The 15,942-nt window shown below is 50.4% G+C and carries 9 protein-coding genes and 1 other RNA gene; 6 read left to right on the top strand and 4 right to left on the bottom strand.

What is annotated here, in order from left to right:
* Positions 1-26: 26 nt before the first annotated feature.
* From ACREYP_RS04455 to ACREYP_RS04435, 5 genes are all read left to right on the top strand, one after another.
* The gene (locus ACREYP_RS04455) at positions 27-1,433 is read left to right on the top strand and encodes a TolC family outer membrane protein (protein WP_336819518.1); all 1,407 of its coding nucleotides are present in this window, start codon (positions 27-29) and stop codon (positions 1,431-1,433) included.
* A complete protein-coding gene (locus ACREYP_RS04450) occupies positions 1,430-3,637 on the top strand; it encodes a type I secretion system permease/ATPase (RefSeq protein ID WP_336819517.1) in 2,208 nt (735 codons plus the stop codon). Before ACREYP_RS04455 ends, ACREYP_RS04450 begins: the two co-directional genes overlap by 4 nt.
* A gap of 7 nt (positions 3,638-3,644) precedes the next feature.
* Positions 3,645-4,808: an HlyD family type I secretion periplasmic adaptor subunit gene (locus ACREYP_RS04445; RefSeq protein WP_336819534.1), complete on the top strand. Its 1,164-nt coding sequence runs from the start codon at positions 3,645-3,647 to the stop codon at positions 4,806-4,808.
* A 117-nt stretch (positions 4,809-4,925) separates the two neighbouring features.
* Positions 4,926-5,289, top strand: a transfer-messenger RNA (tmRNA) gene (ssrA, locus tag ACREYP_RS04440).
* Positions 5,290-5,493: 204 nt separating this feature from the next.
* Positions 5,494-6,741 (top strand): integrase, encoded by a 1,248-nt coding sequence (locus ACREYP_RS04435; RefSeq protein ID WP_498881126.1) that lies wholly within the window; start codon positions 5,494-5,496, stop codon positions 6,739-6,741.
* 532 nt (positions 6,742-7,273) lie between these two features.
* Here the strand turns inward: ACREYP_RS04435 and ACREYP_RS04430 are convergent.
* The 3 genes from ACREYP_RS04430 to ACREYP_RS04420 all read right to left on the bottom strand — a co-directional run bounded on the left by ACREYP_RS04430 (position 7,274) and on the right by ACREYP_RS04420 (position 9,985).
* Entirely contained in the window at positions 7,274-7,975 is a 702-nt protein-coding gene (locus tag ACREYP_RS04430; RefSeq protein WP_498881125.1) for an inovirus Gp2 family protein, read from the bottom strand.
* A gap of 447 nt (positions 7,976-8,422) precedes the next feature.
* Positions 8,423-9,790 (bottom strand): YfjI family protein, encoded by a 1,368-nt coding sequence (locus ACREYP_RS04425; protein ID WP_498881124.1) that lies wholly within the window; start codon positions 9,788-9,790, stop codon positions 8,423-8,425.
* 15 nt (positions 9,791-9,805) lie between these two features.
* Positions 9,806-9,985: a helix-turn-helix transcriptional regulator gene (locus tag ACREYP_RS04420; protein WP_234366573.1), complete on the bottom strand. Its 180-nt coding sequence runs from the start codon at positions 9,983-9,985 to the stop codon at positions 9,806-9,808.
* A gap of 156 nt (positions 9,986-10,141) precedes the next feature.
* On the opposite strand from ACREYP_RS04420, the gene ACREYP_RS04415 reads away from it, so the two are divergent.
* Positions 10,142-11,899, top strand: coding sequence for a hypothetical protein (locus tag ACREYP_RS04415; protein WP_498881123.1), 1,758 nt, complete (start codon positions 10,142-10,144; stop codon positions 11,897-11,899).
* Between the two features lie 171 nt (positions 11,900-12,070).
* Here ACREYP_RS04415 and ACREYP_RS04410 read toward each other — a convergent pair whose 3' ends face one another.
* On the bottom strand, positions 12,071-15,919 hold the full coding sequence (locus ACREYP_RS04410) for a hypothetical protein (protein WP_498881122.1): 3,849 nt from the start codon (positions 15,917-15,919) through the stop codon (positions 12,071-12,073).
* Between the last annotated feature and the right edge of the window lie 23 nt (positions 15,920-15,942).

The following is a 15,942-nucleotide window of genomic DNA, read 5'->3' as shown; positions in this document are numbered from 1 at the left end:
GCAGTGCCATTTATTAGGGAAAAAATATGGGAAAATTACGGCCTGTTGCGTTATGGCTGGCTTGCGGTCTGTTTTCACTCCAGGCCTGGGCCAACGACGCGCCTACTTCTATTACGACTCAGGGTCTGGCTCAACAACAAGAGCTCCCCTCACTCGATGGCTCCACTGCCCTCCCGCTGAATGCCCCTGCGCCCGGAACCTTAACGCTGAACGACGCGGTCAACCGCTCTGTGACCTGGCACCCCAGTATTCGTGAAGCTATCGGCAAACTTTACGGCCAGTCCGAACAAATCAACGTCGCCAAATCTAAGTACTACCCGCAGATCAGCGCCGGGATGAACAACGGCTACACCAATACTTACACCAACAGCGGCTACAGCCCGTCGCTGGTGCTTTCTCTGTCCCAGATGCTCTACGACTTCGGCAAAGTGGCAAGCCAGGTCCGCGCGGAAACCGCCGGAGAAGCCCAGGCCCAGGCCAACGTGCTGGTGAGCATTGACACCGTCGGGCACGACACCGCCTCGGCGATGGTGCAGGTGCAGCTCTGGCAGCAAATGGTCGACATCGCCAAAGAACAGCTGGACGCGCTGACCGCCATTGGCCGGCTGACTCAGGAGCGGAACGACCAGGGCGCAACCTCGATGTCCGATGTGGTGCAAACCGACGCGCGTATCGAATCAGCCCGCTCGCAGCTGATCCAGTACGAATCCAACCTCGACAGCACCCAGGCGACGCTGATGAGCCAGCTCGGCTGGACCAGCCTCAACAAAGTCAGCCCTGATTTCCCGCAGAAGCTGAATAACAGCTGTAACGTGGCGAAGCCGGACGATCGCCTGGTGCCCGCCGTCCTTGCCGCCTGGGCGCAGGCCAACGTGGCGCAGGCTAACCTCGACTACGCCAACTCGCAGATGACGCCGACCATCTCGCTGGAGCCGTCCGTGCAGCACTACCTGAACAACAACTATTCCGGCAGCGAAGTACTGAACCGCACGCAATACTCGGCGTATATCCGCGTCGAAATGCCGATTTACCAGGGCGGTGGCCTGACGGCACGCCGCAACGCCGCCAGCCATGCGCTGGAAGCGGCGCAGTCCGGTATCGACAGGGTTCGCCTGGACGTGCGCCAGAAGCTGCTGGAATCCCGCAGCCAGGCCATTAGCCTCGCCACCGCGCTCCAGGTGCTGCAGCGCCAGGAACAGCTGAGCGCCCGCACCCGCGAGCTGTACCAACAGCAGTATCTCGACCTGGGCTCCCGCCCGCTGCTGGACGTGCTCAACGCCGAGCAGGAAGTCTTCCAGGCGCGCTTCGCCCAACAACAAACGCTGAGCCAGCTCCATCAACTGCAGCTTAACTGCCTGTATAACACCGGCAAATTACGCACCGCATTTGGTCTGGAACACCGCAACATCCAGTCCCTGGAGATTCAGCCATGAGCCAGACAGCCTCTCCCAATGAGGAGTTTTTAAGCGAACAGGCCCTGACCCAATGGGCCCACGCCATCAGTCACGTCGCCGGGCACTACCGCGTGGTTTGCTCCCCCGGCACCATTCAGGCCAACGCGCCGTGGTTCAAAGACAAAACTAAAGTCGCCGCGCTGACCCAGCTTTCGCGCCAGGCCGGGCTGTCCTTCCATCTGCTCGGCAACACCGAAAAAGCGATATCCCAGTGGCGGCTGCCGGTGGTGGTGGACTTAGCCAACGGCCAGATCGCGGTGATCGAGCAGTTTGACGGCGAAGACACCGTGGATATTTGCTACTTCGACGACGAACGCCACACCAACCGCCAGTCGCTCAGCAAGCTGCTACCGGAGATCCGCTTTGTGGCCGCCCTGCGCCCGCTCTCGGCGCTGAAAGACAGCCGCGTCGACGCCTATATCTCTCGCTTCAGCCCGGACTGGATGAAAGAGCTGATCATGCTGGACATTCGCCCTTACGGCCCGGTAATGCTGGCGGCCTTCTGGGTGAATGTGCTGTCGCTGGCCGGGATCCTGTTCTCGATGCAGGTATACGACCGGGTGATCCCGGCCCAGTCATACCCGACGCTCTACGTGCTGGCAACCGGGGTGCTGATCGCCGTGGTGTTCGGCTTCATTCTGAAAGTCACGCGCAGCAACATCATGGACGTGCTGGGCAAGCGGGCCGACATGCGCATTTCGGATCGCGTCTTTAGCCACGCCCTGCGGCTGCGCAACAGCGCCGTGCCCCGCTCCACCGGCAGCTTTATTTCTCAGCTGCGCGAGCTGGAGCAGATCCGCGAGATGATCACCTCCTCAACCATCTCCACGATCGTCGATCTGCCGTTCTTTATCTTGTTCGTTGGGGTGCTGGCGATCATTGCCCCGCAGCTGGCGTGGATCGCGCCGGTCGCCGCCATCGTGATGGTGCTGCCCGGCCTGCTGCTGCAGAAAAAGCTCGCCACGCTGGCCAACCAGGCCGCCCACGAATCCACCCTACGCAATGCCGTGCTGGTGGAAAGCGTACAGGGGCTGGAGGACATCAAGCTGATGCAGGCGGAAAACCGCTTCCTCCAGCAGTGGAACAGCTACATCCGCATTACCGCCGAGTCTGGCCTGAAAACCCGCGAACTCACCCAGGGCTTAATCAGCTGGGGGATCACCATTCAGAGCCTGGTGTTTGTGGTAGTGGTGCTGTTCGGCGCGCCGCTGGTAATTGAAGGTGAAATGACCACCGGGGCCATGGTCGCCGCCTCGATGTTGGCCTCAAGGATGATTGCCCCAATGGCCAACCTGTGCGGCGTGCTCGCCCGCTGGCAGCAGGTCAAAGCCGCAAAACAGGGGCTGGACAGCATCATGCAGCTGCCGGTGGAAACCCAGCGCGATGAAAACCTGATCCATAAAGACATCCTTCACGGCCACTACCTGTTTGAAAGCGCGCAGTTCAAATACCACAGCGAAGATCCGCGCATTCCGCTGCGCATTGCCCGCCTTGAGATCCAGCGCGGCGAGCGCATTGCCGTGCTCGGGCGCAACGGCGCGGGCAAATCCACGCTGCTGCAGGCGCTTGCGGGCGGGGTCGATCTCGCCAGCGGCGAAGCCCGGCTCGACGATCTCGCGATGTCGCAAATCGATATGGCTGATCTGCGCCGCAACATCGGCTTCCTGAGCCAGAACGCGCGGCTGTTCTACGGCACGCTGCGGGAAAACCTCACCCTGGGTGCGCCGCACGCCAGCGACGAGGCTATCTTCGAGGCGCTGGACGTGAGCGGCGCGAGCAACTTCGTGAAGCACCTGCCCAAAGGCCTGGATCATCCGATCATGGAAGGCGGCAGCGGGCTTTCCGGCGGGCAGCGTCAGTCGATCCTGCTGGCGCGGATGCTGCTGCGCTCGCCCAACATCGTGCTGCTCGACGAGCCCACCGCCTCGCTGGACGACCATACCGAACGGGAATTTATTCAGCGGCTGAACCAGTGGCTCGGGCACCGCACGCTGGTCGTCGCCACCCACCGCGTGCCGGTGCTCGAACTGGTCGAGCGCGTGCTGGTGCTGAAAGACGGCCAGCTGGTAATGGATGCACCGAAGGCGCAGGCGCTCGGCGCCGCAAGACCGGCACAGGCTCAGGCCCCGGCCGCCGCCCAGACACCACCGCGGGAGTGGAACAATGAAAACCAGTCAGCATGACGTCACCATGGATGACCCGGACATCCAGCGCGAAAGCGAGTTTTCCGGGGCGAGCCGCATTATCCTGCTCATCACGCTGCTGTTTGCTCTGTTCGGCGTCTGGGCGTGGTTCGGCACGCTGGACGAAGTCTCCACCGGCACCGGGAAAGTAGTGCCGAGTTCCCGCGAGCAGATTTTGCAGTCGCTGGACGGCGGGATAGTCACCGAGCTGCTGGTGCACGAGGGCGATAAAGTGCAGGCCGGGCAAATCGTCGCCCGCCTCGACCCGACCCGCTCCGAGTCCAACGTCGGGGAAAGCACAGCTCGCTACCGCGCCTCTCTGGCCTCCAGCGCGCGGCTTTACGCCGAAGTGAACGATCAGCCGCTGAAATTCCCGGACTCGCTCAAAGCGTTTCCGGACCTGCTCGCCTCCGAAACCCGGCTGTATAAAACCCGCCGGGCGCAGCTGAACGACTCCGAAGCCGAGCTGCGGGACGCGCTGACGTCGGTCAACAAAGAGCTGGATATCACCCAGCGACTGGTGAAAAGTGGCGCGGCGAGCCATGTGGAAGTGCTGCGCCTGCAGCGGCAGAAAAGCGACCTGGGCTTAAGGATCACTGACCTGCGCTCGCAGTATTACGTGCAGGCGCGCGAGGCGCTGTCGAAGGCCAATGCCGAAGTGGACATGCTGGACGCCATCATCAAAGGGCGTGAAGATTCGGTGAACCGCATGACCGTGCGCTCGCCGGTGCGCGGCATCGTGAAGAACATCCAGGTGACCACCATCGGCGGCGTTATTCCGCCGAACGGCGAGATGATGGAGATTGTGCCGGTGGACGATCACCTGCTGATTGAGGCCCGGCTCTCCCCGCGCGACATCGCCTTTATCCATCCCGGCCAGCACGCACTGGTGAAAATCACCGCCTACGATTACGCCATTTACGGCGGGCTGGAAGGCACCGTGGAAACCATCTCCCCGGACACCATTCAGGACAAGGTGAAGCCGGAAATCGTCTACTACCGGGTGTTTATCCGCACCAACCAGGACTACCTGGTGAACAAAGTGGGCCACCATTTCTCCATCTCACCGGGGATGGTGGCGACCGTGGATATTAAAACCGGGCAGAAAACCATTGTTGAGTACCTGATTAAGCCGTTCAACCGTGCCCGCGAGGCGCTACGCGAACGTTAATTGACCGCCTATCCCGCTGGTGCTGAAGGAATTTTGTACGAATGGCACTCAGCGGGATTTCTCTTTAGACGGCTGGTCACGCGCGTAATAAATCTGTTATACTCGCCGGTACACATTGGGGCTGATTCTGGATTCGACGGGATTTGCGAAACCCAAGGTGCATGCCGAGGGGCGGTTGGCCTCGTAAAAAGCCGCAAAAAAATAGTCGCAAACGACGAAAACTACGCTTTAGCAGCTTAATAACCTGCTCTGAGCCCTCTCTCCCTAGCTTCCGCTCTTAAGACGGGGATCAAAGAGAGGTCAAACCCAAAAGAGATCGTGTGGATGCCTTGCCTGGGGTTGAAGCATTAAAACTAATCAGGATAGTCTGGTAATGGCGTGTCTGTCCGCAGTTGCCCGGCGAATGTAAAGACTGACTAAGCATGTAGTACCGAGGATGTAGAAATTTCGGACGCGGGTTCAACTCCCGCCAGCTCCACCAAAATTCTCCATCGGTGATTACCAGAGTCATCCGATGAAGTCCTAAGAGCCCGCACGGCGCAAGCCCTGCGGGCTTTTTTGTGCCCTCAGTTTGTCCCGCGAAGTCCGAAGAGAACTAATTAAATCCGAACCTTTTAGGCACCTTGTTAGGCACCTCATAAAGCTTTATTGTTTTTGAGGTGCCTAAAACTATGGAAACCCGGCAATGGCAAGACAAACTAAACCACTCTCCGTTAAGGAAATCGAATCTGCCAAACCCATGGAAGCGGACTATGTGCTCTATGATGGCGATGGCCTTGAGCTACTGATCAAATCCAGCGGAAGTAAAGTCTGGCAGTTTCGCTACATTCGCCCTGTCACCAAGAAGCGAGCGAAAAAGAGCATTGGCTCCTACCCGTCAGTTACGCTTGCCGATGCTCGAAGCTATCGGGCAGAGTCTCGCTCACTCCTGGCGAAACAAATCGATCCCCAGGAACATCAGCAAGAACAACTGCGCAGTTCGCTTGAAGCCAAAACTAATACTTTCCAACTCGTGGCAGAACGTTGGTGGAATGTGAAGAAAGCCAGCGTGACCGAGGACTATGCTGAGGACATTTGGCGATCTTTGGAAAGAGATGTCTTTCCTGCGATTGGTGACGTCAGCGTTACAGATATCAAAGCTCATACTCTGGTTCAGGCTGTACAACCGGTTCAGGCCAGAGGAGCATTGGAAACCGTTCGTCGCCTGTGCCAGCGCATCAATGAGGTCATGATCTATGCCCAAAACACGGGGCTGATTGATGCGGTACCGAGTGTCAATATTGGAAAGGCATTCGAGAAGCCGCAGAAGAAAAACATGCCCAGCATTCGTCCCGATCAGTTGCCTCAGTTAATGCAGACGATGCGAACAGCCAGCATTAGTCTTTCAACACGATGCCTGTTCATGTGGCAACTTCTCACCATCACCCGCCCTGCTGAAGCGGCAGAGGCTCGTTGGGAAGAGGTAGACATGGATTCGCGAGAGTGGAAGATCCCTGCATCACGTATGAAAATGAACCGTGACCATACCGTCCCATTGTCAGATGAAGCAATTGCTGTATTAGAGATGATGAAACCGTTAAGTGGCAACCGGGAATTCATCTTTCCAAGCCGTTTGAAGCCCACTCAGTCGATGAATAGCCAAACGGTAAATGCCTCGCTTAAAAGAGCGGGATTCGGCGGTATCCTTGTATCACATGGGTTGCGTTCAATTGCCAGCACCGCGCTCAATGAGCAAGGTTTTCCTCCTGATGTCATTGAGGCAGCGCTAGCACATGTGGACAAGAATGAGGTTCGTCGGGCCTATAACCGCAGCGATTACCTTGAGCAACGACGCCCGATGATGCAGTGGTGGGCAAATTTTGTTACAGCGGCAGACCGGGGAAGTATTATTGACGGCGGGTATAAAGGTATCAAATTAATTGCTTCGGCCTAATTACATTGTGCCCAGATGTTGGGCACGATGCGGACTCATCGGCAGCTACATCTAAAAGGTTTGTAGTGGCACACTGAATTTTGCCAGCTGATGCTGGAACCTCTTCCCTTTAAAGCGTGCAACTACGCTGTTTTTTTCAGTGACTACCCATAGATTTATCTTAACTAAAAATTAGTTTCTCCATGATATATTCACAAAGCCTATGAAATTGATGAATAATTTCGGCATCAAGCCGGAAGAAGAGTGCGATGGTCTAGAAAATAGATGACAGATATTGCCAGCGAGGCAGGTGTTTTACCGACCCGGATAAGCTTCGTGGCAGCCCTCATTATACTGGTTTCGCAGGTACGGGTCAGCGCGGGAGCAGCTGCCGGAAACATACCTAAGCATCTTAAAAGAATGAGAGAATACGTAAAGGCATTCATTCTGTCAGAAAAAAACACCGAAGATATGATCGTTCGGTGCTTTATATTCCGCCTAAATATCCGTTCGGCTATAAACTTCGGGAGATTAAGTGAACGGCATTATGCTATTAGCTGGCATCTTCTTTGCCTGCGGTAATCATCTGACTCGTACCAAAGTTACGGTAACTGCTGTGAACATCTTTGGTGTTTTCTTTAGCCAGATAAGCCAGTCGCATGAGATAATCAACATATTCATGATTTCGCTGAATAGCATCATTACGGTCCAGCCAATACGTTTTCTGATTAAACTCGACTAAATGTGCATAATCCGGATAGGCCAGTTCCAGAGCACTACACCAGGCTTTCTGAACGCGGTTTGCCATATTGTCGCCATTGTACAGGGAATAATTCCCCCGGAATGCATAAACGTTGCGGTCGAACAGCAGTGTCAGATGATAATGGGGATATGCACTGGAATCACGCTCACGGACCCAGGCATATGCAGGATAAGAAGGGGAGCCTGATCGGCCCGAACGCTTATGCTCTTCCCGTATCTGGCTTTTAATGGACTCCATGCAACGGGTTATTGCCCCCATATCTGTGCGCTGAATACAGGTGAGTGAGTCTGGATCGTCAGTGATGTGATCTCTGGAGAATCTCAAGACAGTAAAGAAAGAGAATATCCGGCTACGCCGCTCGAAGGTATTTTCTGCCACCTCCATAATTCTTCGCAGGATATAACGCTCCATTTCTGATTTATATTTATTTTTGGCCATTTTAATGAATTCTTCAAATTCCCTTCCGTAAGGTGTGTAAACAGGACTGGTCATTTTTTTTCCATATATTCTTGTGCTACAGAGCATTGACAGCCGTCTTCCAGCATCATGCCTTTAGCAGGCTGTAATGGGCTCAGGTATCTGAGTTGCATTAAGCACAGATTTGACTGGTATGGTTTTCAGTTAATTAAGGTCATTAGTAGTATATGTGTTTATTTATTGCATGCGTGTTAACTGTGCTCCAAGCATATAATACTTATACCGTGTATTTTAAATGTACATCAACAGGTAACCAGAGGTAGCGGAAGCCGCTACACATCTGACTTTGAGTTTATTGACGTTAATTTAAAACCCCGTTAAATCACTCTGAAGTTATTTAACGGGCAATTTACTCATAAATAACGGCCCACTAAGATGAATTGGCGTTTTTGTTTTAACTGCCAGCTCAACAGGGTCCATTTCAGCACCAATGAACCTGACGTAATTGATTCCGCACTCATCTTATAACTGAACCTTTCCTTTTCTCTCAAGTTTCCGCAGTGCAGGCATTAGTCGGTCGGCACGTCTGACACAATAAGGACCTTTCTTAATGATATCGTTTCTCCTGAACTCGAAAGAACCATTCACGGCGAGATGGTCCTCAAGCCATAACAGGACTTTTTCATCATCCGATTGTTCGCGAGTTGAGTCCACTTTTGTAATGAAATGATTAAGAAACCATTCGGTTAAATTTAGGGCGGATATCAACGTGTCCTTAGTAACGATTGGTGAATCAGGAGTAATAAATATCTGCATAACAGCAGCTATCCGGGATGCATGTTCCACAAACCGGGACGAAAAATCATCGTAGTGCTGTAAAGCTCCCCCGGGTTTCATATGCTCGCGTATTGACGCATCAGTTTCCTCGAATAACGCCTGTGCTTCATGGCAGAAAGTTACACAGGTTCTTTTGGCTCCCTCTTTTCTACGCTGTACTCCAGCCAGTAAATGCTTTATCTGAGTGGTAAAGAACTCCTGAAGCAAAGATCCGTCAATCTGGTTTACCTGTTCAGGTCTACAAACCTCAGGCACCTGATCCAGATCTACCAGCATACAGCGGGGTAGAAATCCTGAATGGCGCATCTTTTTCCCATGACGGCTAAGGAAGCTATCAAATAATTCCGGCTGCATTGCCAGCATCATCCCAAACCGGGCATCACAAATGGTATAGCTTTCCGTGGATGCCCTTGCCACGTTGATCGTATCGCCACACCACAGAGCGTTGAGCTGCGGGGTATTGCGGAACAGGTTACCGTCAAGTAAACCTCCTGATTCATCCGACACAAGCATCAATACCGGATATCCCAGCCCCAGCTCTTTCCCTAAAGCCTCATTGGTAGGATCACTTGTCATCAGGCGTCTTTTGACAGGTCTTACAGGTTTCCGACGGTGAGCATCATCCAGTGCCTGATGGGCTTGCGTTGAATCTGCGTCCTGAGTCACCGCTTTTTTATAACACTTCTCAAATGCAGCGGCTTCTGCTTTCCAGAGCACCAGCGCCCGTTCATACCGGATCACTTCTTCACGAAAATCTGAATCGATTTCCTGTTCTAGCTGAGTCACTGCCTCCAGTACTATTCTGAAGATGGTTGATTTCCTGCTCCCTGACTTTGCAAGTATCAGGATGAACAGCGATGTTGGGTACCTTCGCCCCGGAATGGGTTCAACATCAAACATGTCCTGGCATGCCAGAGACATCGCGCCCAGAATAACTGGTAACAGAATCTCAACCGGCGCTCCTGTTTTATAATATAAATACTCCAGCAGCCGCCGGTAGTAACGGGGTAAGGTTAAGAGCTCGAGGCACAATTCTTCATTTGGTTTTGACATAAGCCTGCGGCATCCTCAGCATTGCACTGTTCGGGATGCTATCCATTCTTCCACTGAGATGGAGCGCCAGCCGACAGATGCGACCCCGAGTCTGACGGGTTTTGGAAAGTCTGCATCGTAGTACCTGGATTTTGGATTCAGTTTTTCATAGATGCTTGATCTCGATATGCCGAGCAATTTAGTTAGTTCGGACATGCGCAGGATGCGCAGGGGCTGGTCAGAAAAGCACTGAAGCTCACGTGGATTTGTCATGTATTGTTCTCCTGTTGGATATCGTTGGCAGTCCTCGAACTTTGCCGCATGCTCTGTGATACTGTCCCCGTAGAGAAACGGAAACCAACCGGAGGGTATGTGAGGAGTCATTCATTTGCTGAAATGATGTATGTTCTGTATCAGTCTTTTGGCCTGTTCGTTAAGAATGACAAGCACAGGGAAACACGCAATAACAGCGGTTTTTCATTTCATCAGGCGTTTGCCAAGCACTGCTATGACAGTGTTTCGGACATTGTTGATACCAACGGGGTGTTCAGCAAAGAACAGAGGTGGGAGATCTTTGCCAGGTACGAGCAACTGTACAATGCGCTAATACACATTCCTGTATTTTCCCGCCTAGACAACAACCAGATAGCCCGGCGATACCTGCAGGAAGCTATGCCACCCGTCATTGCTCTAGAAATTTATAAAACATTACAACTTAATGATGAAACGCATTTCTATTTCCATATTCACCAATTTTTAAATAGCAGACACTGCCCCTCTGTTGAAAGTGGCAGTGAGTGTGTTTACGCCGGTGTAAGAGATTACCTGCGTGAGTATATAGGCACACTGGATTTTTCTTATAAAGATCACTTGAGCTCTATTTTCAGCCATATTGCAAATATCCGGAAGGGAAATGGACAAAAAAATGACACAATTAAGCAAAAAATAACACTCAGCAGAACTGAATATATAGAGTCATTCATATCAGGGAAGGACGTCACTGCAAATGACGCCAGATTAATTGCAGTGGAACGTGCATACCTCTCACTTAATTTTTTGCTTGAATTCGAGAAACACACGGCATTGGTCATTTCATTGTCCGGGATTTATAGAAGGATGACGGAACATGGAATTTTCTGTAATTCAATAAACAGAAGCTTGTATCATTATATTTATTCTGAACAGTGTGATGAGACTCTGCTGCATAGCATCACTTGGTTCTGGAACAGGAAAGCGATCGCACCTATCTCTGTGACTTTAGACGAAGAACCATACCGCTACATAATTGAGCTCAGGAAAATTGTTTTTGATACGAACCAGCTACGTAGTTACTCAGGCTGGGATTTTATTAAGATGTCGGCATGCCTTAACTCCTCCAACCATTCTGATGTAATAGAGCCTTATGCTAAACTCCTGTCGCTCATTTGCCTTCTGAGTCGAGAAGAACTGGCTGGGGCTTGGACCCTGGTGAATGATATAGACATTGAAGAATTGCCGATTGGTTTCTTGCCAGCCGCCTTTTCTGTTATCAAACTGGCTCTTAAAGTAAAACTAGAAAGAAATAAAATTCGGGATGGCGTATTGCTTTCCATGATTAATAGTATACTCGCGAACCAAGGCGTTCTCACTGATTATCGAGTTGTTAATCAGCGAGGAGTAATATCACCAATAGCATCTTTTGCTAACAATTTTGTGATTATGCGCGCGGTAAAAATGTATAACCTTATGATAAGGAAAGTAAGCTATTTGCATGAGGTCGATCCTTTAGGTATTTACCCTCATGCAATCTCTGGGCTGCTTAAAAAATTTGATGATATTTTGGGTAAAGTTAGTCGTTACATTAAAGAAAAAGAGTGTTGTAACGACAATAAAATACTTGCCGACCTTATCCGGGCAGATAAAATTCTTACCGTAGAGGAGCTGAGTGGCAGCCTGATTGGCATTCTGAGTGAAAGCACACTCTTTAATTGCCTTCTCAGCATCGATGATCTGATTTATTACCTGAGATGCCCGGGAGAAGATATCAGTAACATCATCCTGCTGGCAGGAATCTCACAAGATGCCCGATATGAGCGGGAGCAGCTTTGTGGGATCGTGCAGATTCTTTGCCAGCCATGTCACATGGGGTGATAAAGAAAATGTTTTACTCCGTCTGTTAGACTGCTACAGCTGCTACACGTAGCAGCTGTAGCAGAGGAATGGCCATTTTTTTCTTAATTTAGATGACATATCAGGCAGTTTGTTGCCGGTAGTTTATCACGTGCAGATTCCATTACTTTCTCCTTGCTATGCTCTTAGCCGTTATTCAAACCGCTGTTCCCTTTCACTATCTTCTCGTTGTTCGCGTTCTTTTTCGTTTTCAACCCAACGAGTCAGTTTTTCATACACAGCTTTAGCTGACTTAGATATGTCTGTACTCTCGTGGGTGACCAATTTGCCTATGGCTTCAACCCTAGGTTGCATCACGTTCGCACGACTACCTGACCATGATGAAGGAGTTACGTGTTCGGCAAAAATCTCAAGGATTGCTCCTGGCTCGGGTGAGGCTTCTAGAAAACTCAGTGCATCATCCTGCAAGTAAATACGGCCTTGCTCATCGTCCTTCGACCATAGGTTTAATCCTGAAGCGACTGAAGCCCATACGTGAGGATCATTATTGGTTTCGCACCATTCAATCAAAGTGCCTACATCTATTTTCGTAAGAGGAGACGGATATGAATCATCATGATTGATAAAATGCAGCCGCCTTTGTTGTTCCTCGGTACTATCAAAAACGCGACTGAGAAACTCTTTTGGCATCAATGCAGCGGTAATACCGATAGCTTCTTCGAAAGAATAAACATTGCCAAAATGCTCATCAACGACAGCGAAGATTGTATTCAACCATTCTAACTTTTCAGCCTCGTTGCCATCGAAGCGCAATGCGACATTGATAACATGTTCCATAGCATAATCTAGCCCCCCGCCTAGATCATTGTGATCTCTTCGGAATCTCTGGATTGCAGCTGATAGGCCTATCTTTCGTAGTGCAGGACCTAGTGTGTCAGCAATATCTCCTTCATCAGCTACTTTCATACTCAGCGCTTCCAAAACAACCTCATCACCATCCGGTTTGCTCAGAAGTCTCTGTGCGAGCTCGAGAACACGACTTTCTGGCAAATTAGTGAACGCCGCTCCCCAAAGAATCGCTCCATACATGTGAGGCCGGATGTCATGTTCATCCAGAAGCGGCATGCAGCGATCTAAGTCGATTTCAGTAAACTTCCGCCAAGGATGTAGGTTGACTAGCTCGGTTCGAAGCTCAGAATGCTGTGCGCACTGATCGAGCAGTTCCTGTGCTAATGCTGAATCGATAGAATTAGTCTCTTCAATGAAACCTCGAATGACCGAGAAATCACTTTGAGATTTGTGTTGTAGATCCAATTGATTGACTAGTTGCTGCCAATAGACTCGCAGATCAGGGGCCCCTCTAGCTAAGCCTTTACCAAATTCGATGCGATAGGGCATCCCACCTCGTGAAAATATATTAGGGCCCAACTCATCAAGTTCATGTGTAGATACTGCAAATTCTTGCCCCAATCCGAAAGCTTTAGCGTCGATTATTTCCTTAATTTTTCTAAATTTATTAGGTCCTTCATGCTCAAAATCGGCATTTAGCGTCCAAAAATCGCGCCCATTACTGAGTACATACGCCATTACTGCCGGAACCAGGCCATTAGGCTCCAATTCTTGTTCAAGCGTCACAAGCATTTCCGGCAATGGTTCAATATCTTGGTTATCTTTTCTATGCGTATGAAAAAAATAAATTGTTGAGCGGACAGCTTTCCAACCCTCACCCCAAGGACGGTAGGCATGGAACATGCGAGCCGCATCAATTAATTTTTCTCTTATTCCCTCATGACGCCAAATCCAGCGAAACTTATCAGCCAAGATGCGCCGAGCGTCGTCTTCAAGCTCGGGAACTCCTGAAGTTCCTATTCTAACCACAGTGTCGATGAAGGCGATCAGCCACTCAACAAGTTCATCGTAACTGGGTCTAAATCCATAATCTCTTGGCCGAGCACCAAACTCGTTAATCCCGAATCCTGTCCACGGTGGTCCGCCGAGAGCCGTTTCAAGCATTTTGATGCCCAGCCCTCTACGCCTGGCCATACCTGATGCAATGCATTCATTCATGCTCGCAATACGTTGCTCCAAGGAAGCATGGGTGCCAGATAAATAAGGTTGGAAAAACCTTGTTATCTTATTTCGAATCGAATCGTAATTATTGCTCGCGCTTTCCTGGTCTGCGATGCAGACTAAGAGCTTAATGCATCGTTCAAAGTATCTCGATTCATACGCAAGTAACTGCAACAAGTTGATAATTGCTGTTCGTTGTGGATTGTAGCGTGATTTAATATTCTCAAAATTAGACGTAACAAGCGTTTCTTCAATCCGCTCAAGCAAAACTTCAGGGGCAACTGGTGCGACATAATGAAGTATTCGTGTCGATACATCATCTAGGTTTACTATCTGCCCAAGCAGCCCTTCAGGGTGCAACCAAGCTTTAACGATCTCTTTAGCCACAGCATGGTCGTGTAGCAGTCCCAGCCTGTGTGCGAACGACATCAATAAACGTTGCCGCCCCGAGGTTTCAAAGGTCGTCCTGAGTTGATCAACTGGGATACTATTAAGTGCAGATACTGCTAGTTTGTTAGCAATTGCTTGGGGGAGGATGGCTCTCCAGTGGGATCTTTTCTGAACAACGTGACGTTCCATCAACTTTGTAACAGCTTTGAATAATTGGACTTTGGAATACCCAAAGAGCTCACCCAATATTTCCAGTTCATCGGTAGATGCATCTGTACTCGATACCGAGAAAGAGTAAACCAGTGACAATGTTTCAGCTTGCTCCCGTAAATTACTGTCGGGATTATTACGCTGTTCAAACAAGCGATTAAACAACTGAGTATCAGAAAGCAGAGCCAAATTCTCACCTTCCTCCCCTCTCTCCGCTATAGCCAATGCAACTCTTGCATTTCCATCTGAGAACTCAGCAATCCGACGAGCATTATTCTGGCCAATAGAAGGGAAGCGACGGACAAGGAGTTGCTCTGCCACCTCTGGACCATCAGTCTCTATGTGAATGACCTCAGTTGTCTGTGGTTTGTCATCCTTAATGTCGTACTCGATAGTGAGAAGGCTTACTTCTCTTCCTGCTGCTGATACCTTGCTGGCAAGCGAAGCATGGAGTTCTGATGGGCAATTATCAAGGATCATAATTGCTCGTCGGCCCTCAGCGATCAGCTTATCAAGCATTGCTGTAGCTGACGGTACTGGCTCACAGCCAGTATCAACATAAATAGCTACTGTTCGGTCAAGCGCATCTGTTCCAATAGATTCATCAAATAGCGCCTGAACGATCCGAGTCTTCCCAACACCAGACAATCCAGTAATACGAACCGCCTTATTCGTCGAACGAATAAGGGTACGCATTGGGTTAATTGCTTCATCAATTTTGAGTTTTTGCCCCTTTCCCGATGGTAAGGTGATGGTTACACCTGGGGCTGAGATTAAAGTGTCTGTAACACCCTGTGGTGGATTGCTCCATGCACCGTATGGTTGCCAACCAGAATATCCTTGTCCAAGCTTCCCTTTTGCCCACAACATGACTGACGGATGTTGGCGCAACCATTGAATGAGTTTGGATCGGTCGTAGAAATCGAGATGAAGATTATTTTTGTTAAGATCATCTTTTACTGCCTCCCTCATTGCTTTGAGACGCTCCGCCTTTCCTGACGGCGAACAATCATCACCAAGGCTGACAATGATGTAGCTGCCTTGCTTTCTGGCTTGTTCAGATATGATGGGTGAAAGCGCTTTGCCGGAGCCCATTTCTTTCTCAATTGCAGCCTTTGGCATTTTATGTTTCTTTGCCTGAAAGACCGTATTAGGCCTTACAAGAAAGCCTGCTTTCAGTTGATCAACTGGAATCTGAACATGGATATCAATTCCTCCGTCAGGGGCTGTAATTGAACCGGACCAATTTACACATGCTGGGCTATGGCCGTGCATTGCTACTTCAGCTTCCGCTAGCCTAGCAATCAGCTCTTCTAGCTGAGTATCGGAGAGCCGAAGTAATTCGTCCTTTTCAATGTCAAAGATTGCCACATCATCACCTTAGTAAAAGTTTT

The organism is Enterobacter sp. TMH.L2 (assembly GCF_050847315.1).
Taxonomy (GTDB): Bacteria; Pseudomonadota; Gammaproteobacteria; order Enterobacterales; family Enterobacteriaceae; genus Cedecea.
The sequence above is the reverse complement of the archived record's forward strand: the minus strand, read 5'-3'. Positions and strand labels throughout refer to the sequence as shown.

Excerpts from the sequence above, each read along its gene's own strand:
- ACREYP_RS04420 (WP_234366573.1), bottom strand. The coding sequence starts at position 9,985 with ATGTCCGAACTAACTAAATTGCTCGGCATATCGAGATCAAGCATCTAT.
- ACREYP_RS04445 (WP_336819534.1), top strand. The coding sequence starts at position 3,645 with ATGGATGACCCGGACATCCAGCGCGAAAGCGAGTTTTCCGGGGCGAGC.
- ACREYP_RS04450 (WP_336819517.1), top strand. The coding sequence starts at position 1,430 with ATGAGCCAGACAGCCTCTCCCAATGAGGAGTTTTTAAGCGAACAGGCC.
- ACREYP_RS04430 (WP_498881125.1), bottom strand. The coding sequence starts at position 7,975 with ATGACCAGTCCTGTTTACACACCTTACGGAAGGGAATTTGAAGAATTC.
- ACREYP_RS04425 (WP_498881124.1), bottom strand. The coding sequence starts at position 9,790 with ATGTCAAAACCAAATGAAGAATTGTGCCTCGAGCTCTTAACCTTACCC.
- ACREYP_RS04455 (WP_336819518.1), top strand. The coding sequence starts at position 27 with ATGGGAAAATTACGGCCTGTTGCGTTATGGCTGGCTTGCGGTCTGTTT.
- ACREYP_RS04435 (WP_498881126.1), top strand. The coding sequence starts at position 5,494 with ATGGCAAGACAAACTAAACCACTCTCCGTTAAGGAAATCGAATCTGCC.